Annotated in this window: 19 protein-coding genes and 6 tRNA genes; 7 read left to right on the top strand and 18 right to left on the bottom strand. The window is 72.4% G+C overall.

The window, feature by feature from the left end; translation table 11 throughout:
* Positions 1–25: 25 nt before the first annotated feature.
* Together HDG68_RS05005 and HDG68_RS05000 are read right to left on the bottom strand one after the other, a co-directional pair.
* Positions 26–520 carry a hypothetical protein gene (locus HDG68_RS05005; protein ID WP_172149865.1) on the bottom strand — a complete coding sequence of 165 codons (495 nt, stop codon included), beginning with the start codon at positions 518–520 and terminating at the stop codon, positions 26–28.
* 9 nt (positions 521–529) lie between these two features.
* A complete protein-coding gene (locus HDG68_RS05000) occupies positions 530–1,324 on the bottom strand; it encodes a dihydrofolate reductase family protein (protein ID WP_172149863.1) in 795 nt (264 codons plus the stop codon).
* Between the two features lie 32 nt (positions 1,325–1,356).
* On the opposite strand from HDG68_RS05000, the gene zapE reads away from it, so the two are divergent.
* Complete coding sequence (gene zapE, locus HDG68_RS04995) at positions 1,357–2,436, top strand: cell division protein ZapE (RefSeq protein WP_172149861.1); 1,080 nt, start codon at positions 1,357–1,359, stop codon at positions 2,434–2,436.
* A 4-nt stretch (positions 2,437–2,440) separates the two neighbouring features.
* Here the strand turns inward: zapE and HDG68_RS04990 are convergent, their stop codons facing one another.
* Both HDG68_RS04990 and HDG68_RS16945 read right to left on the bottom strand, forming a co-directional pair.
* Positions 2,441–3,292, bottom strand: coding sequence for a PPK2 family polyphosphate kinase (locus tag HDG68_RS04990; protein WP_172149859.1), 852 nt, complete (start codon positions 3,290–3,292; stop codon positions 2,441–2,443).
* Positions 3,289–4,821 carry an alpha-amylase family protein gene (locus tag HDG68_RS16945; RefSeq protein ID WP_172149857.1) on the bottom strand — a complete coding sequence of 511 codons (1,533 nt, stop codon included), beginning with the start codon at positions 4,819–4,821 and terminating at the stop codon, positions 3,289–3,291. Before HDG68_RS16945 ends, HDG68_RS04990 begins: the two co-directional genes overlap by 4 nt.
* 288 nt (positions 4,822–5,109) lie before the next feature.
* On the opposite strand from HDG68_RS16945, the gene HDG68_RS04980 reads away from it, so the two are divergent.
* Positions 5,110–5,343 carry a hypothetical protein gene (locus HDG68_RS04980; protein WP_172149855.1) on the top strand — a complete coding sequence of 78 codons (234 nt, stop codon included), beginning with the start codon at positions 5,110–5,112 and terminating at the stop codon, positions 5,341–5,343.
* Positions 5,344–5,359: 16 nt separating this feature from the next.
* Here HDG68_RS04980 and HDG68_RS04975 read toward each other — a convergent pair whose 3' ends face one another.
* From HDG68_RS04975 to HDG68_RS04945, 7 genes are all read right to left on the bottom strand, one after another.
* Positions 5,360–5,653, bottom strand: a complete 294-nt coding sequence (locus HDG68_RS04975; protein WP_425483723.1) for a hypothetical protein — start codon at positions 5,651–5,653, stop codon at positions 5,360–5,362.
* 93 nt (positions 5,654–5,746) lie between these two features.
* Positions 5,747–5,821, bottom strand: a tRNA-Val gene (locus tag HDG68_RS04970).
* Position 5,822: 1 nt separating this feature from the next.
* Positions 5,823–5,898 (bottom strand) — tRNA-Gly (locus tag HDG68_RS04965).
* A gap of 126 nt (positions 5,899–6,024) precedes the next feature.
* On the bottom strand, positions 6,025–6,309 hold the full coding sequence (locus HDG68_RS04960) for a DUF2277 domain-containing protein (RefSeq protein ID WP_172149853.1): 285 nt from the start codon (positions 6,307–6,309) through the stop codon (positions 6,025–6,027).
* Between the two features lie 71 nt (positions 6,310–6,380).
* Positions 6,381–6,455: transfer RNA gene (locus HDG68_RS04955), tRNA-Val, on the bottom strand.
* A gap of 1 nt (position 6,456) precedes the next feature.
* A tRNA-Cys gene (locus tag HDG68_RS04950) sits at positions 6,457–6,527 on the bottom strand.
* 55 nt (positions 6,528–6,582) lie between these two features.
* Positions 6,583–6,655 (bottom strand) — tRNA-Gly (locus HDG68_RS04945).
* A 114-nt stretch (positions 6,656–6,769) separates the two neighbouring features.
* On the opposite strand from HDG68_RS04945, the gene HDG68_RS04940 reads away from it, so the two are divergent.
* The 5 genes from HDG68_RS04940 (at position 6,770) to HDG68_RS04920 (ending at position 10,001) form a co-directional block, all read left to right on the top strand.
* Positions 6,770–7,882: a chorismate-binding protein gene (locus HDG68_RS04940; RefSeq protein WP_172149851.1), complete on the top strand. Its 1,113-nt coding sequence runs from the start codon at positions 6,770–6,772 to the stop codon at positions 7,880–7,882.
* A gap of 41 nt (positions 7,883–7,923) precedes the next feature.
* Positions 7,924–8,301, top strand: coding sequence for a VOC family protein (locus HDG68_RS04935; protein ID WP_172149849.1), 378 nt, complete (start codon positions 7,924–7,926; stop codon positions 8,299–8,301).
* Positions 8,302–8,356: 55 nt separating this feature from the next.
* Entirely contained in the window at positions 8,357–8,968 is a 612-nt protein-coding gene (locus HDG68_RS04930; RefSeq protein WP_172149848.1) for a dihydrofolate reductase family protein, read from the top strand.
* Positions 8,969–8,973: 5 nt separating this feature from the next.
* On the top strand, positions 8,974–9,840 hold the full coding sequence (locus HDG68_RS04925) for an aminotransferase class IV (RefSeq protein WP_172149846.1): 867 nt from the start codon (positions 8,974–8,976) through the stop codon (positions 9,838–9,840).
* Positions 9,841–9,929: 89 nt separating this feature from the next.
* A tRNA-Val gene (locus HDG68_RS04920) sits at positions 9,930–10,001 on the top strand.
* Positions 10,002–10,382: 381 nt separating this feature from the next.
* Here HDG68_RS04920 and HDG68_RS04915 read toward each other — a convergent pair.
* Genes HDG68_RS04915 through HDG68_RS04885 form a run of 7 tightly spaced genes read right to left on the bottom strand, consistent with a single transcriptional unit; the run spans position 10,383 to position 16,124 of the window.
* On the bottom strand, positions 10,383–10,631 hold the full coding sequence (locus tag HDG68_RS04915) for a DUF2630 family protein (protein ID WP_172149844.1): 249 nt from the start codon (positions 10,629–10,631) through the stop codon (positions 10,383–10,385).
* The gene (locus HDG68_RS04910) at positions 10,628–11,995 is read right to left on the bottom strand and encodes an ABC transporter permease family protein (protein WP_172149842.1); all 1,368 of its coding nucleotides are present in this window, start codon (positions 11,993–11,995) and stop codon (positions 10,628–10,630) included. The genes HDG68_RS04915 and HDG68_RS04910 overlap by 4 nt, the downstream gene beginning before the upstream one ends.
* Positions 11,992–12,729 carry an ABC transporter ATP-binding protein gene (locus tag HDG68_RS04905; protein ID WP_172149840.1) on the bottom strand — a complete coding sequence of 246 codons (738 nt, stop codon included), beginning with the start codon at positions 12,727–12,729 and terminating at the stop codon, positions 11,992–11,994. The genes HDG68_RS04910 and HDG68_RS04905 overlap by 4 nt, the downstream gene beginning before the upstream one ends.
* Positions 12,726–13,898, bottom strand: coding sequence for an MFS transporter (locus HDG68_RS04900; protein ID WP_216647999.1), 1,173 nt, complete (start codon positions 13,896–13,898; stop codon positions 12,726–12,728). The genes HDG68_RS04905 and HDG68_RS04900 overlap by 4 nt, the downstream gene beginning before the upstream one ends.
* Positions 13,899–13,936: 38 nt before the next feature.
* Positions 13,937–14,908, bottom strand: coding sequence for an SLAC1 family transporter (locus tag HDG68_RS04895; RefSeq protein WP_172149838.1), 972 nt, complete (start codon positions 14,906–14,908; stop codon positions 13,937–13,939).
* Positions 14,905–15,609, bottom strand: a complete 705-nt coding sequence (locus HDG68_RS04890; protein WP_172149836.1) for an SDR family oxidoreductase — start codon at positions 15,607–15,609, stop codon at positions 14,905–14,907. The genes HDG68_RS04895 and HDG68_RS04890 overlap by 4 nt, the downstream gene beginning before the upstream one ends.
* Positions 15,606–16,124, bottom strand: a complete 519-nt coding sequence (locus HDG68_RS04885) for a YbhB/YbcL family Raf kinase inhibitor-like protein (protein ID WP_172149834.1) — start codon at positions 16,122–16,124, stop codon at positions 15,606–15,608. Before HDG68_RS04885 ends, HDG68_RS04890 begins: the two co-directional genes overlap by 4 nt.
* Between the last annotated feature and the right edge of the window lie 22 nt (positions 16,125–16,146).

Raw genomic sequence — 16,146 nt, 5'->3', positions numbered from 1 at the left:
CCCGCGGGCCCGGTGCCGCGCGTGCTCAGTCGCCGAGAGCGCTGGTGCCCGCGTACAGGTGCAGCACCGGGACCTGGAGCTCCTCGCGGGCGCGCGAGGCCCAGTCGGTGTGGAAAGTGTCCTCGACCGCGTGCGGGTAGGTGACGACGACGATCTCGTCGCCGCCGGCGGCCACGGCGGCCTGCAGCGCCGGCAGCGGGTCGTCCTGCGTCACCTCGCCGCTCGCGGCGGCCCCGGTGGCGCGCAGCAGCTCGACCGAGGTCACGACCTGCTCGGAGGCGGTCTGCGAGGCCTGCTCGGGGGTCGGCTCCTTGCCGACGAGGTCGTCCCACGCCTCGCGGAGCTGGAGCATCCCGAGGTGGTCGAGCACGGAGGCGACCACGTTGTGCTCGGTGTCCGCCGGGACCAGGACGCGATAGACGATCTCCTCGTCCGGGTGCAGTGAGGTGATGTGGTCGACGTCGGCGGACGTCAGGGCGTCCTCGGTCAGGACGACGACGGTCCAGGAGTCTGCAGCCATGAGGGAAACCTACGGCACGGGCGCGTCGTGCTGCGAGCCGGGCCCGCCGCGCAGCTCCCACCGGGCCACCAGGGTGCCGGCGGGGCCGAGCAGGAGGTGCCCCAGGCGGGCGTCGGACCGGGCGTCGGGCGTTCCCGGTCCCGCGTCACCGGCCACGATCCTGCCGGGTCCGGGACCGACCACGACCGGTGTGGTGGTGACGCAGAGCTCGTCGACGGCGCCGGCCGCCAGCAGCGCCCCGAGCAGGTGCGGCCCGCCCTCGCTCAGGACGTGCCGCATGCCGAGCTCTGCCAGCCGGTCGACGGCGGTGCGCAGGTCCACGCCGTCGGCTCCCGCCGGGCAGACCAGGACGCGGTCGTCGCCGACGCCGGAGCGTGCCCGGTCGCCGCCGGCCTGTCCGGTCACGACCCACGGGGCCCGTGCGCCGTGGCGCACCCGGTCGGGCACCTCACCGGAGCGGGTCACCAGGGCCAGCTCGAGCGGCGAGGCCGCGAGGTGCTCGAGTCCGGCCGGCCTCTCCAGCGCCGTGTAGCCCTCGTCGCGTGCCGTGCCCGCCCCGACCAGCACGACGTCGGCCAGGGCGCGCAGCACGCGGAACACCCGGGCGTCGGTGGCGTCGTTGATGGTCCCGGACCGTCCGTCCGCGCCCCAGGCGCCACCGTCGGCGGTGGCGACCATGTTCACGCGCAGGTGGCGCGCCGCGGCGGGGCGGTAGAGCTCGGCCAATGTCTCCTCGGCCGGGTCGGGCGGCAGGTCGGCGGTCGTGGGGGCGAGCAGGCGCAGGGCCGGCGTGTCGGAACTCACAGCGGGCAGTGTAGGTCGCGCACGTAGGCTGGATGCCCGTGACAGCCGTGCAGTCCCAGGACCCGACCGCGACGACCTCCCTGGCCGCGGTGCGCCCCGCCGTCACCCCCGAGCGCCTGCTGGCGGACCTGGTCCCGCCGCGGCACTTCGCCGAGGCGCGGTTCGCGTCTTACCGGGCGAACCCGGAGCACCCGAGCCAGGCCGCCACGCTGGACCGGCTGCAGGAGGTGGCCGCCGAGATCGCCGCCCCCGCGCCGTCCGGCCTGCGGGCGCTGCTCGGTCGACGGCGCACGCCGCCGGCCGTGTACATGGACGGCGGGTTCGGCGTGGGCAAGACGCACCTGCTGACGTCGCTGGCGCACGCCGTGACCGAGGCGTGCGGGCCGGGCACCGCCGCCTACGGCACGTTCGTGGAGTACACGAACCTGGTGGGCGCCCTGGGATTCCTGCCTACCGTCGAGGCGCTGTCGGCCAAGAGTCTGGTGTGCATCGACGAGTTCGAGCTCGACGACCCGGGCGACACCGTGCTGATGTCGCGTCTGCTGCGCGAGCTCGCCGACCGCGGGGTGGCCCTGGCCGCGACGTCCAACACGCTGCCGGACGCCCTGGGCGAGGGCCGCTTCGCCGCCGAGGACTTCCTGCGCGAGATCCAGGCGCTGGCCGACCGGTTCGAGGTGCTGCGCGTCGACGGCGAGGACTACCGGCATCGCGCGGTCGTGACCGACGCGGCGCCGCTGGCCGCGGACGCGGTCCGAGCGGCCGTGGCGGACCGGCCGGGCGCCGTCCTGGACGACTTCGCCGACCTGCTGGCCCACCTGGCCACCGTGCACCCGTCGCGCTACGGCGCGCTGCTGGACGGCGTCGAGCTGGTCGGACTGACGGGCGTGCGTCCGGTGACGCGCCAGGAGGTGGCCCTGCGGGTGGTCGTCCTGGTCGACCGCCTGTACGACCGGGACGTGCCGGTGCTCCTCTCCGGCGTCGACGGCACCACGCACCGGCAGCTCTTCTCCGACGAGATGCTGCGCGGCGGGTACCGCAAGAAGTACTACCGGGCCCTGTCGCGCCTGGGCGCGCTGGCCGAGGAGGGTCGCCGCCTGGCGGACCCCGCCTGAGCGCTCAGCCGCCCGTCAGCAGGCGGCGCTGCTCGGCCACGTCGAAGTCGGCGGGCGGCCACGTCAGGTCCATCCCGCGCAGCGTCTGCAGCAGGAGCTGGCCGACGGCGAGGCGTGCGTACCACTTGCGGTCGGCGGGGACCACGTACCAGGGCGCGGCCGTCGTGCTCGTGCGGTCCAGCATCTCGGTGTACGCGGCCTCGTACTGCGCCCACTGCGCGCGGGCGCGCAGGTCGGCGGGGTCGAACTTCCAGTGCTTGTCCGGCCGGTCGAGCCGTGAGGTGAGGCGCTCGAGCTGTTCGTCGGGGGAGATGGTCAGCATCACCTTGACGATCGCGGTGCCGCCGGCGGCGAGCCCGGCCTCGAACTCGTTGATCTCGTCGTAGTGGGCCCGCCAGGTGGCCTCCGGCTCCAGGTCGTCGACGCGGACCACGAGGACCTGCTCGTAGTGGGAGCGGTCGAACACGCCGATCAGGCCCGGTTCGGGCAGGGCGCGCCGGATGCGCCACAGGTAGCCGCGGGCCCGTTCCTCGGCGGTGGGCCGCCCGAACCCTCGGCAGCGCACGCCCTGCGGGTCGACCATGCCGACGACGTGGCGCACGACGCCGCCCTTACCGGCCGTGTCCATGCCCTGCAGCACGAGCAGCACGGTGCGGTCCCCGCCGGTGCGGCCGTGCGCGAACAGCCGTTCCTGCAGGTCGGAGAGCTCGTCGCGGTGGTCGCCGAGCAGCTCGCGGCCGTCCCCCTTGCCGCCGTCGAACCCGGGGGTGGAGCGCGGGTCGACGGCGTCGAGCCGGGTCACCGGCGTCCAGCGCAGCGCCTCGGCGGGGTCGGCGGTCCAGCGGGGTGCGGTCACGGTGCGGCTCCTGGGGCGTCGGGGGTCGGGTCGGCCCGGTCGGTGCGCAGCACGACCGGGGTGCGGGCCGGGATCTTCAGGCGCCCGGCCACGAGGTGGGTCTCGTCGAGGCGCCAGGAGGCGGCGACCTGCCACGTAGCGGGGTCGGGCAGGTGCTGCTCCAGGTCGACGTCGGTGGCCCGGTCGTCGACGTTGACGAGGATCGCGCTCTCGCCGCGACGTGCGACGAGGGTACGACCGTCGGTGTGCAGGTCGACGCCGGCGTGCAGGTCGGCAAGGGCCGGGGCGCGGAGGCGCAGCAAGGTGCGCGCCCAGTCCCGCAGGCGGCGTGCGGCGAGGGTGTCCCCGACGAGCGGCACGTGCTCGGTGTCGAGCACGAGCGGCGTGCCGGCGAGGGTGGCGAGGGTCAGCAGCACGGCGACGTCGTCGGGCGACGGTGCGGAGGGTCCGGCGTCCCGGTCGGGCGACCAGGAGACCTGGCGGGCGGCGGCGGGCAGCCGCGTGATGTCGTCGACCAGGGTGCCGGAGCGTGGCCCGCGGGAACGCCGGCCGGGGAGGCCCGCCATGCCGGGCACCGCGCTGCCGTCCCCGATGAACTCGGCCCAGATCCGCTGCATCGAGTCGATCGCAGCGGCGATGTTGCCGTCGAGCATCGTCGCGACCGCGGTGGTCAGCCGGTCGCTGCGACCGACGCCGTCCGTGAGGAATGTGCGCGGGACGCCGGTGCGGGCGCCGACGTCCTGCGCGGTCTCGGCGAGCTCGGCGAGGAACGGTACGGCGGACCGGTCGGTGAGGACCTCGACGTCCAGCAGGAGCCCGTCGACGTGGTAGTCCTCGAGCCACCGGCGGGCGTCGGCGACGAGGAAGTCCCGGGTGCCGCGGCTGCCGGACCCGTCGAGGTTGACGCGCGGCGTGTCAGAGGTGACGCCGGATCCGGCGCGCGGAGGAAGGCGGGCCCCGACCGCGTACGGCGCGAAGGCGTGCAGGTCGAGCCGGTCGGCGACGGCCCACCGGTGGGGCAGGTCCAGGACGACGGCGAGCCCGGCCCGGTGGGCGGCGTCGACGAACCGGGCCAGGGCGGGTGCGCCACCGTAGGGCTCGTGGACCGCGAAGAGCCGTGCTCCACCGCTGAGGCCGTGGTCAGGATCGTGGGCGGCGACGGGGCCCAGCTCGACCGCGTCGACGCCCAGGGCCGCGACGCGGGGCAGCAGGCCGGCGGCCGCGTCCAGGGTGCCCTCGGGGGTCGCGCCGGCCACGTCGAGGTGCAGCAGGGCGCCACGCCGCAGGTCCGCGCCGCGCCAGGACTCGTCGTGCCACGCGTAGGACTCGTCCAGCACGCGTCCGGGCCGGTAGGGGCCGTGGGGCATCGAGGTGCTGCACGGGTCGGGCAGGGCGGTGCCGGCGTCGATGCTGAAGGCGTACTCGGTACCGGGGGCGAGCTCGTCGTCGGCGCGCCAGTAGCCCGGCTCGTGCGCGCCCACGAGGCGCAGCGGGCGGCGTTCGTCGGGTCCGTCGGTGCGGGGGAGCACGACCTCGACGGTGCGGGCACGGGGCGCCCACACCAGGGGACGGGAGCCCGGCCACCGGTCGCGATGCCGTACCTGGGGTGCCCGGAGGCCGCCCGACGGCGGTCCGGTTGCCTCGGGGGGATCACCAGCGGTCACCCGGACACCCTAGTTCGACCGGGCGCGGCGGGTGGGTGGGGAGCGTGCCGCGTGTCGGCCGGGCCGGACGGTCGTGCCGTGCCTGAGCCCCCGTGAATCGAAAAAGTGTGCCAAGCAGCGGCGCATCGCGCCGACTCCTGGTACACCTGGAGAATGAGCAAGGACACGGAGGACCCGGACGAGCGCCGCTGGCGTGCCCTCCTCGACGAGTCGATCGCTTCCCAGGCGCGGATCGCGCCGAAGCGGCGGTCAGCCAGCGACCCGCACGGCGATCCCCGGACCGGGGGAGACGCCACGAAGGCCCCGAACTCGCTGTCGCAGTCGGAGCGCCGCCCGATGGAGGGCGCCTCCAGCGGGCACTCCTGGGACGACCCCGACGAGCTCTGAGGGCGCCGGGCCCTCGCTACCGCGGGAAGCGGTCGGCCGCCACGGGGATGAGGCGCGGCATGCCGGCGGGTGCGACCTCGCTCAGCGCCAGGTAGCGCGCCTCGGCGCGGTGCAGGCGGATGTGCTCGTCGAGGGACCAGTGCGGGCCGTTGGTGAGCACCATGCCGCACGAGCAGTCGATCTCGACCGTCCCGTCCGCCCGGTCGCGCACCTTGCCGACGGTCACGTGCGCGGCCCGCGCGCCGGTCTTGGCGCGGTGCATCGTGGCGGACACGGCGGGCGGGCTGTCGGCGCTGCGGTCGGCTTCCACGCGGGCGAGCCTACCGGCCGCTGCCCGGGACGTCGGCGTGGTGGACCCAGGAATGGCGAAGGCCCCGGACCGTGGGTCCGGGGCCTGTCGTGGTGGTGGGCGATACTGGGATCGAACCAGTGACCTCTTCCGTGTCAGGGAAGCGCGCTACCGCTGCGCCAATCGCCCGTGGAGCGGATGACGAGACTCGAACTCGCGACATCCACCTTGGCAAGGTGGTGCTCTACCAACTGAGCTACATCCGCACGTCCGGACACTTTCGGGGGCGTCCCCCGTGTTCCGGCGCCTGAGGAACAGTACTGGACCGGCGGCCCGCAGGTCCAATCGCCAGGGGTGTGACCTGCGCCGCTGCAGTGTCGCAGCCCCGGGGCTCAGGCCGAGGCCGCCTCGCGGGCGGCGATCCGGGCCCGGACCTCCTCGCGACGCAGCGGAGGCACCGTCGTCGGGGGCCGGCGTCGTGCCGGAAGCTCGTCCAGGAGGCGTGTCAGGACGGCGGCGATCTCGGCGGACGCGGCCTCGCAGGGCTCGCGCGAGGCCGGCGCCGCGTTCGAGGCCACTCCCGTGACCTTGCGCACGAACTGGGCGGCGGCCGCCTCGATCTCCTCGGCGGTGGCGGGCGGCTCGAGGCCGCGCAGGGTGGTGATGTTGCGGCACATGTGAGCGACGTTACGCCGCGCTGCCGTGGAACGCGACAGGCCCCGGACCGTGGGTCCGGGGCCTGTCGTGGTGGTGGGCGATACTGGGATCGAACCAGTGACCTCTTCCGTGTCAGGGAAGCGCGCTACCGCTGCGCCAATCGCCCGAGGTGGGTACGGGATTCGAACCCGTGTATACGGCTTTGCAGGCCGCTGCCTCGCCTCTCGGCCAACCCACCTTGAGACGTGCTCTCCGGCGCTCTCGTTGCCGAGGTCGCAGGGAGTGGGCCTCCGAGCGGATGACGAGACTCGAACTCGCGACATCCACCTTGGCAAGGTGGTGCTCTACCAACTGAGCTACATCCGCGCGACCGGACATGTCGGGGTGTTCCCCGGTGTTCCGGCGCGAAGGAAACACTAATGGACGCCCACGATTCCGTCCAATCGCCCCAGGTGGAGGTGCTGGCATACGGTGCTGCCCGTGCAGCAGCCGACATCGTGGGCCCGGTTCGCGGGCCGCACCGCCACCGACGTCGTCGAGTGCGTCGACCTGGAGCGCGCACCGGAGCGGCTCGAGCACGACGGTCCCTGGTTCGTGGTGGTCGACTTCGAGGCGTTCGGCCGCGGCGGGCGGGCGCGCGCCTGGCGGTTCGCCGAGGTCCGGGACGACGGGCCCGACGTCGGCGCCGCCGTCCCAATGCGGCCCGGGGCGTCCGACGTCGGCTGGACCGGTCCGGACGCGAGCTCCTGGCACAGCTCGATGGACCGTGCCGCCTACGAGGCGGCCGTCGCCCGCGTGCGCGACCACGTGCGCGAGGGGACCGTGTACCAGGCCAACGTCTGCCGCATGCTGTCCGCGCCCCTGCGCGTCGACGACGGCGAGCCGGACGCGGCAGCGCTCGCCGAGCGCCTGGCGACGGGCAACCCGGCGCCGTACGCCGCCGCGGTGCACGTGCCGGTCGCCAGCGGCGTCGACCCCGTCTGGGTCGTGTCGGCCTCACCCGAGCTGTATCTCTCGCTGGAGGCCGGGATGCTCGGTTCGGGTCCGATCAAGGGCACCGCACGCACCCCGGCCGGGCTGACCGGTAAGGACCGTGCCGAGAACGTCATGATCACGGACCTGGTGCGCAACGACCTGCAGCGGGTGTGCGTGCCCGGCACCGTCGCCGTGACCGATCTGCTGGGCGTGGAGGAGCATCCCGGGCTGGTGCACCTGGTCTCCCGGGTGCAGGGCACGCTCGCCGGGACCGTGCGGGCCGCGCCGGACCGGTGGCGCCGGATGCTCGGCTCGACGTTCCCCCCGGGGTCGGTCTCCGGCGCGCCCAAGTCCTCCGCCCTGCGGATCATCGACGAGCTCGAGCCGGTGCCCCGCGGGCCCTACTGCGGCGCCGTGGGCTGGGTCGACGGCGACCGGGCCGAGCTCGCCGTCGGCATCCGGACCTTCTGGTGGTCCGACGGCGTGCTGCGGTTCGGCACCGGCGCCGGCATCACCTGGGGCTCGGACCCGCAGGCCGAGTGGCGCGAGACCGAGCTCAAGGCGGCACGGCTCGTCGGGCTCGCCTCCGGGACGGCGAGCGGGCCGCCGCGCCCCTAGCGTGGACAGGGCAGGCTCGATCGACCGACGGGAGGAACCCGATGACCGCGCTGTGGGTGACCCTGCGCTACCGCGACGCCGACGCCGCCCTGACCTGGCTGCGCGCCGTCGGCTTCACCGAGGACGTCGTCCACCGCGACCCCGACGACCGCAGCGTCGTCCAGCACGCCCAGCTCTCCTGGCCCGGCGGTGGCGGACTCATGCTGGGCACGCACCGCGAGAGCCCCGGCTGGCCCGTCGAACCCGGGCACGGGGCCACCTACGCGGTCACCGACGACGTCGACCGCGTCTTCGAGGCCGCGGTCGTGGCGGGCGGTCGGGCCGTCATGAAACCCGCCGACCAGGACTACGGCGGGCGCTCGGCGACCGTCGCCGACCCCGAGGGCAACCTGTGGAGCTTCGGCAGCTACCGGCCGTGAACGACGACTGCGGCACGACCGATGAGTCGACGCCGTCCGGCAGGTCGGGACCGGCATGACACCGATCACCTGCGACCTGTCCGTGTCCCTCGACGGCTTCACCGCCGGTCCGCACCCCAGTCGCGAACGCCCCTTCGGCGACGTCGTCGGCACCGGCGAGGTGCTGCACTCGTGGATGTTCGACCACGCCGACGACCACCGCGACGAGATCGACGGGATCCTCGACGCCGGCGCCTACGTCATGGGGCGCGGCATGTTCTCGCCCGACACCGGACCCTGGGACCCGGACTGGCACGGGTGGTGGGGCGACGAGCCCCCGTACCGGGCTCCCGTGTTCGTGCTGACCCGCCACCCGCGCGAGCCCCTGGTGCTCGGCGCCACGACCTTCTGGTTCGTGACCACCGGTCTCGAGGACGCCCTGGCCGCGGCCCGCCGAGCGGTCGGCGCAGGGTCCGTGTCGATCGCCGGCGGGGTGCGCACCGTCAACGCGTGCCTGCAGGCCGGCGCGATCGACGAGCTGCGGCTGCACGTCGCACCCGTGCTGCTCGACACCGACGGGGGAGTGCGGCTGTTCGACGGGGTCGGCCGGCACGACCTCGACGCCGTCTCCGCCCGGCACACGCCGGAGGTGACGCACCTGGTCTACCGCCGCCGTCGGGCAGACTGAGCCCCATGAGTCTCGTGATCTGGGCCGAGGGCAGGCTGGTCGGAGCCGAGGAGGCCGCGCTGAGCGCGGTCGACCACGGCATCACCGTGGGCGACGGCGTCTTCGAGACGTGCACCGTCCTCGACGGGCAGGTGTTCGCGCTGACGCGGCACCTCGCCCGGCTGCGGCGGTCCGCGCTCGGCCTCGGCCTCGAGGCCCCCGACGAGCGGAAGGTGCGCGACGGCGTCACCGCCGTGCTCGACACCGCCGTCGCCGCGTCCGGCCCCTTCGACGGCCGCCTGCGCCTGACCGTCACCGCCGGCGTCGGACCGCTCGGATCCATGCGGGTGCCCGGCGCGCAGAGCGTCGTCGTCGCGGCACAGGACTCGGTCATGGCACCCGAGTCCCGCTCGGCCCGCTCACCCTGGCCCCGCAACGAGCGGTCACCGATCGCCGGGCTCAAGACGACCTCCTACGCGGAGAACGTCGTGGCGCTCGCGGACGCCAAGGCCAAGGGCGCCGACGAGTCGATCCTGCCCAACACGGTCGGCGAGCTGTGCGAGGGCACCGGCTCCAACGTGTTCGTCGAGCGCGGCGGCGAGCTCGTGACGCCGCGGCTGGACTCCGGGTGCCTCGCGGGGATCACGCGTGCCCTGGTCCTGGAATGGGGCGCCGAGGCGGGACTCCCGGTGCGCGAGGCGCACGAGGGCGAGCTCGGCTTCGACGTCCTGGACGAGGTGTCCGCCGGACGGGCCGCCCTTGCACTGACGTCCTCGGGCCGCAACGTCCAGCCGGTCACGTGGCTGGACGGCGTCGACGTCGCCGCGGGCGAGGTCACCCTCGCCGCGCGGGAGGTCTTCGAGAAGCTGTGCCGCGAGCGCCTCGACCCGTGACCTGCGGTGTCGTGGACCGGTGTGGGCCACGCCGCACGGATCCGGTTTGGTCCGACGGCGGAAGTGTGGCTAGTATCGTCCACGCACTCGGGCGATTGGCGCAGTGGTAGCGCGCTTCGTTCACACCGAAGAGGTCACTGGTTCGAACCCAGTATCGCCCACCGAGGAAGGCCCTCTGACCAGCGGAAACGCTGAGTCGGAGGGCTTTTCGTGTCGCCTGGGAAGTACCGTGGAGCGGCGCTGGGCATCTACGACCTGCGACAGTGGACTCTGGAACACGCCTTGCGCTCGTGGAGCTGCTCTCAGCGTGGGTGACGTGGCCGGCGCGAGCCGCGGGCGTCGAAGCGCCGCGTCTCGACGAGCGGGCCACGCTCAGGCGCTGGACCGAGCCGAAGCGCCGGACAGCGAAGGGCAATGGCGTCGCGAACGGACGATGGGACGCGCTTGCGTGAGCGGACCCGTCAGGGACAGTGCCAACTGGAGGCGCCGGGCGCCGGGTCCGCCGCCTAGCACCGGCGTGGCAGAACAGTGGATCTGTCGCACTACTCGAGGTATCCCTCGACCACGGCGGACGGCCGGACCGTTGCGTTGTCCGGGTCTCGGCCGAACTCTCGTGCGGCCTCACGCCGGCGGAGCAAGTCCCAGCACAGGTCGAGTTGTTCCTCTGTCCGGGCCAGTTCTCGGTTCTCGGTGCTCGCTTCGATCCTCCCCGCCGCGAGGCGGGCTCTGAGGTCGTGCTCGCGCGCAATGAGCGCGTTGATGGTGGCGCGGATGTCTTCGTCTTTCGTCATGACGTTCCTCTCGGGGCTTCTTGGTGTCTTCGTCCAGGTGTGTGGTGCTCTTTCCTCGCCGTGGCCGCGGTGAGAACGGCCGCTGGTAGCACGGCCACTGACTGGATTGCGAAGCAGACGACGGTGGCGCACCCGATGGCCGAGATTGACCCGGGCGCGGCGGCGAGGACGGCGTCCGACCCCAGCGTCCAGGCTGCGGCAATCATCGTGATCCCGACGCAGACTGTTCCGAGTGCCGCTGACGTCGTGACGATGATCGCGATCTCAAAGACCGACGTGCCAATGAGTTGTAATCGTGTCGCACCGAGGCTGTGCGCGACGGTGCTGGTGCTCTTTCGTCCCCGGTCGAGCATCACGACCGTGGCGGCGGATCCGACCAGGGTGACGATGAGAGGAGCCGCGAGCACGACTAGGAGGCCCAGCGCACCTGCCTGCCCGTTGCCCGGCACGGAGTGTGTTGCTGCCGAGGCGGCCCACAGCCCGCCCGTCAACGCGACCGTGACGAGGATCGGGCCGATCGGTCCAGAGCTTCGCGCCAGAAGTTCCCTGGCCTGCGCGCGGGCGATGAGCCAGGTCGGTCGCGGGTTCCGTGAGACCAGGTGCGTCCAGTGCCGCACCCAGCGCGCGACGAAGACCGGCGCCCCGGTAGCGAGCAACGCGGCAGCGAGGGGTGCGATGAGCAGCAGAGGGGTTCCCGGGTCGACCGAGCCGGGGACGCTGGCCACGACGCTGGCGAGTGCTGCCGCAGTCAGTCCTGACGCTATCCAGCGGCTAGCTCCCATCCCCTGGGGCGGGCCGGGAGGATCTTGACGCGGATCCACGCCGACGTTGCGCCCAGCGCGCAGTGCGGGGCGGAACCCGGCGCATGCCGTCAGAACGACGACCGTACTCGCGACGATGACCGTTCCGGGGCCACCAAGGTGCACCCGAACCTGGGAGAGCGTGGGGATCTGTGCCAGCACCGCACCCCCGACACGCCCTGCTGTCGCGGCCGCGAGCACGGCGCCGGTCGATGCGCCGAGAACGGCAACGATGGCCAGCTGGGTCAGCGCGGCGGTTGTGAGCCCAGCCGGTGTCACCCCCGCGAGAATCCACAGAGCAAACCGGCGACGCAGCAGCGCGAGCGTCAGTTCGCTCACTGAGGCCACCGTGACGACGATCGCGATCGCCGTGAACGCGATCGCCGTCCCGCTGATGCCATACAGGGCTAGTTCGGAGGTCCCTTCGAGATCACGGGCCGTGGTGACGAGGCTTGCGACGAGTCCCGCGGTGTACCCGGCCGTGCCGGTAACGGCGCCGACGCCCACCCACAGGACGGCGGCCGCCAGTAGCTCCGCGAGCACCAGGTGCAGCATCGCCCTCACGCCGCGCTCCCCGCCCCGTTGAGCGCGGTGAAGACGCGCTCGGCGGTGGGCTGCTCGATCTCGTCGACGATCGAGCCGTCGCGCAGCACGAGGACCCTGTCGGCCGTGGCCGCACCCGTGACGTCGTGGGTCACGAGGAGGACCGAACTTCCGGCGTCGGCGATTTCACGAAGAAGTCGCAGGACCTGTGCTGCGGCAACGGTGTCGAGGGCGCCTGTCGGCTCGTCAGCGAAGACGACCTCAGGCTCCACGGCGAGCGCGCGGGCAATCGTGACACGTTGCTGCTGCCCTCCGGAGAGTTCAGGCGGGCGGCGATGGGCCTGTTGTCCGAGCCCCACCAGGTCGAGCGCTGCGCTCGCTCGCTCGCTCGCCGTTGCCCGGTCCTTTGCCAGGCGCAGCGGCAGCTCCACATTCTCCTGCGCGGTCAGGGAGGAGATCAGGTTGTACGACTGGAAGATGAAGCCGACGTGCTGCCGCCTCAACAGGGCTTGGGCGCGACGCCCTGTAGTCGCCAGGTCGTGCCCGAGAATCGTCACGCTTCCTCGGCTCGTTCTCTCCAGCCCGGCCAGGCACGCGAGGAAGGTCGACTTCCCCGAACCGCTAGGCCCGACGATCGCGACCATCTCGCCCGGACGGAGCACCAACGACGCCGCGCGCACCGCGATCACCTCCGTAGGCCCGTCGCTGTAGATCTTTCCCACGTCGCGCGCCACCACCGTCGCGAGCCGATTCATCGGCGTACCCTCTCAGCGGTGCGGTGCCAGGGCCTGCGTCGGTGCAGCAACAGGCCCGTCAGCGCCCACACGCTGAGCGCGGCCACGACGGTGCCGTAGACCAGCAGCACGATGCGAAGATCGAAGTTGTCGGCTGCCCAGCCGGCAACCAGTACGGGCAGGCCGTATGCGGTGTAGGCGACGAGGTACGCCGCGGAGAACAGTCCACCTCGGTCGGTGCTGTCCGCTGCGTCTCCGAGCAGACGCAGCGACGAGCCGAAGCCTGCGCCCTGGCCGGCTCCGCCGACGATTGCTCCGATGGCGACCAGCGCGAGCTGGGCGGTCAAGAGCCCTGCGACCGCAAGCGCTGCGCCGGCCAACATCAGCAATGCCCCGAGGCTGGCCGCTCGCCTCGCCGGCCGTCGGGCGAACGGGATGCCGAAGAGCGCCGCGGCGGCCGGTTGCAAGGCGACGAAGGCACCGTTTCCCGCGCCGCTGTCGACGCCGAGGATCACATGGTCGAAGGTGGGCCCTAGTCCGAGGAACAGGCCCGAGAACATCCATCCAGCGGCGACGAGCGGCGCGACAGCAGCGAATACGGGTCGCGCAGGGTGCGGGACCATCAGCTGAGGTCTGAGTGAGGCGATCGCGCCCGGTACACACGCGGAGGTCTCCCGTGCGGCGTGTACCGCGAGGATCCCGATCACGAACGAGACGATGAGCAACGCGAAGACGAACCGCGTGGAATCGGCGACGACGTCCAGGGACGCTCCAGTGAGTACGGCCCCGAGGGCCAGTCCGCCGATGGGGGCGGCGCTGGTGACAACCGTCATGAGGGGGCGTCGTCGTGCGCTGCTGAGCTCGATGATCGCAGCTGTGAAGGTGCTCGTGGCCGCGCCGGTCGCGACTCCCTGCAGCGCTCGCGCGACCAGTACCCACTCGATGCCGTCGTCGATCAGGAACAGGCAGCTCGCGAGGATCATCAGTCCTAGCGCGCCCAGCAGGACAGGACGCCGGCCGAGGTGGTCGGACAACGAGCCCGCAACGAGCAAGGTGGCCAGGAGCGTGCACGCATAGATCGAGAAGGCGGCGGTCAGCTGCCACAGCGCGAAGTCCCAGGTGCTCCGATACAACGCCAGCAGCGGTGTCCCCGCGCCCGCGGCAGCCGCGACGGCTACGGAGGCGAACACGACCCCCGCGAGAGCCTGACCCTGACGCGGGACGCCTGTCACTGCGCTGCCGATCGCTGGCTCGCCAGCGCCAGGCGGAGCGATCCGATCGCCACCGCCGCGACGATGGTCGTGGCGAGGGCCAGCGCCGCCCACGCCGCGACAACGGCTGGTTCTCCGCCCCCGGCGGCGGTCAGGAGTCGTACGGCGTATCCCGCACTCGCTGCCGCCGTGAAGGTCAAGGCCCAGAGCCCGATGGCGAACTTGGTGATGAGATACCGGCGCACGAGGAACATGTGGGGCAGGAGGAGCGCAACCATGGCGGCCCCCAGGACGGTGTGGACCATCGAGGGTGCACCGTCCGTGATCGCCCACCACGCGTTCCCGGCAACGGCCGGGGGCGCTGAGAAGATCGCGAGCGTCGGCACCAGCGGCTCAGGGATCGGCGGCCCGGTCGCGAACCGAAGCATGAGCGCGGACCCGATCAGTGCCCAGAAGAGGATCCCGACTGCGAAGAACCCTATCGCCCACTGCCGCTGCCCGATCGCGGCGAGCGATTGCGCCGTGAGCAGCGTCGCGGCCACGGTGGGCAGGAGATAGCCCCCGTGCAGGGCCGCCGGGTCGCGTGGCTCTGTCAGCAGGGAGGACACGAAGAACGCGCCGAAGGTCACCGACACCAGTGCCATCAACCGCACGCCGGCCGCGGCCACGCCCGGGAGCGGGGGCGCGAGTTGAGCCGCCAGCAGCGATCCGACCACCGGATACAGCACTCCGAACGGTCCCAATACCGGCGATCGCAGGTCCGCGAGCACGACCACGACGCTCCGCGCCCCGGCGAGGTACCGGACGCTGATGAGCAACCATGCTGCTGCAGCGACGGCCCACAGCACATGTCCTACGGCGGCAGGGGCGTCGAGGAACGTAGCGGCAGTCGTCCACGCCCCGGCGAGGCCCGCAGTACCGAACGCGATTCCGATGACGTTGAGAGGTACCCGCTTCACCATGCGCAGGCCAGCCACGGTCGAGGTCATGCCACCCTCCGTCCGCCGTCAACGTGCAGCGTCGTGCCCGTCAGGAATGGGTTGGTCAGGGCGAGCAGGACCACCTGGGCGATGTCCCCGGGCGACCCGACCCGGCCGACGGGGTTGGACGACGCCGCCGCGTCGAGGTAACGCCTCTTGGCGTTCTCGCCCATGCTGTCGTATGCGCCGGAGTCGACGATGCCGGGCGAGACTGAAACGACCCGGATCGGCGCCAGCTCGACCGCAAGAGCGTCCGCGAGTCCTTCGGCGGCACGGTTCCCGGTGGCCATCACCACGAGGTCCGCACTCGGGCGGCTGGAGACCACGCCGGAGAACAGTACGATGACACCGTTCTTGGGCATGGCCGGTGCGAAATGCTTCGCGAGGAGGATCGGCCCGATGACCTTGGCGTCCAGGGCGCGACGGACCCGGTCGGCGTCGAGGGACTCGACGGGACCGTTGGCGTGGTCCGCCGCGAGGACGACGAGGCAGTCGACCGCACCGACTTGGGCGGCGGCGCGTCTGATCGATTCCTCGTCACCGAGGTCGATGGCGATGGCGGTGCCGCCCTCCGGCACCGTGACGACCTCGGGATGGCGCCCCGCCACGATCACCTCGGCTCCCTGGGCAGCGGCGGCCTTGCCGATCTCGCGTCCGATCCCGGAGGCGCCGCCGACGAGAAGGACGCGCCTGGTGTCGAGGGAGCTCATCGTCGGCCGACCGCGATGATCGTTCCACGCGCGATGACGTGAGGCAGGACGTTGAACGACACGAAGGCAGGAGTGGCTTCGGTGTCCAGGCCAAGTTCCTTGACGCTTGCGATGTCGAGAGCCTGCACCGCGAACGCGTATTGGTCGACGGTTCCGGGCGGGGGTGCGGCGCCGATGAACTGCGCCGCACGGGCGTCGTTCTTCACCGTCCATGCGGTGCCGGGAAGCACCTGCACCCCGGCGTCGAGCTGGGTGACCTCGGCCGGGATGTCCACGACCATCCAGTGCCAGAAGCCTGATGGCGTCGGGGCCTGGGGGTCGTAGACGGAGACGACAAAGCTCTTCGTCCCCTGTGGTGCTCCCGACCAGGTCAGCTGTGGCGAGCGGTCCTCGCCGCCGGGTACGCCGAACATCGCTGAGTACTGTGGCGGCGCGAGCTCGGCACCGTCGGCCAGGTCGCTGCTGGTCAGGGTCAGTGCGGGAACGTGGGGAAGGTGGTCGAACGGAGTGGACATGATTCCTCCTGGATGGGGACTG

This window comes from Isoptericola chiayiensis (genome assembly GCF_013149805.1).
Classification (GTDB): Bacteria; Actinomycetota; Actinomycetes; order Actinomycetales; family Cellulomonadaceae; genus Isoptericola; species Isoptericola chiayiensis.
Note: the sequence above shows the minus strand (reverse complement) of the source record. Positions and strands in the feature narration are given on the sequence as shown.

Bases quoted from the DNA above. Each gene is read 5' to 3' on its own strand.
- HDG68_RS04925 (WP_172149846.1), top strand. From the start codon at position 8,974: ATGAGTCTCGTGATCTGGGCCGAGGGCAGGCTGGTCGGAGCCGAGGAG.
- HDG68_RS04905 (WP_172149840.1), bottom strand. From the start codon at position 12,729: ATGAATCGGCTCGCGACGGTGGTGGCGCGCGACGTGGGAAAGATCTAC.
- HDG68_RS04980 (WP_172149855.1), top strand. From the start codon at position 5,110: ATGAGCAAGGACACGGAGGACCCGGACGAGCGCCGCTGGCGTGCCCTC.
- HDG68_RS04895 (WP_172149838.1), bottom strand. From the start codon at position 14,908: ATGACCTCGACCGTGGCTGGCCTGCGCATGGTGAAGCGGGTACCTCTC.
- HDG68_RS05005 (WP_172149865.1), bottom strand. From the start codon at position 520: ATGGCTGCAGACTCCTGGACCGTCGTCGTCCTGACCGAGGACGCCCTG.
- HDG68_RS04935 (WP_172149849.1), top strand. From the start codon at position 7,924: ATGACCGCGCTGTGGGTGACCCTGCGCTACCGCGACGCCGACGCCGCC.
- HDG68_RS04915 (WP_172149844.1), bottom strand. From the start codon at position 10,631: ATGACGAAAGACGAAGACATCCGCGCCACCATCAACGCGCTCATTGCG.
- zapE (WP_172149861.1), top strand. From the start codon at position 1,357: ATGCCCGTGACAGCCGTGCAGTCCCAGGACCCGACCGCGACGACCTCC.
- HDG68_RS04960 (WP_172149853.1), bottom strand. From the start codon at position 6,309: ATGTGCCGCAACATCACCACCCTGCGCGGCCTCGAGCCGCCCGCCACC.
- HDG68_RS04890 (WP_172149836.1), bottom strand. From the start codon at position 15,609: ATGAGCTCCCTCGACACCAGGCGCGTCCTTCTCGTCGGCGGCGCCTCC.
- HDG68_RS04930 (WP_172149848.1), top strand. From the start codon at position 8,357: ATGACACCGATCACCTGCGACCTGTCCGTGTCCCTCGACGGCTTCACC.
- HDG68_RS04885 (WP_172149834.1), bottom strand. From the start codon at position 16,124: ATGTCCACTCCGTTCGACCACCTTCCCCACGTTCCCGCACTGACCCTG.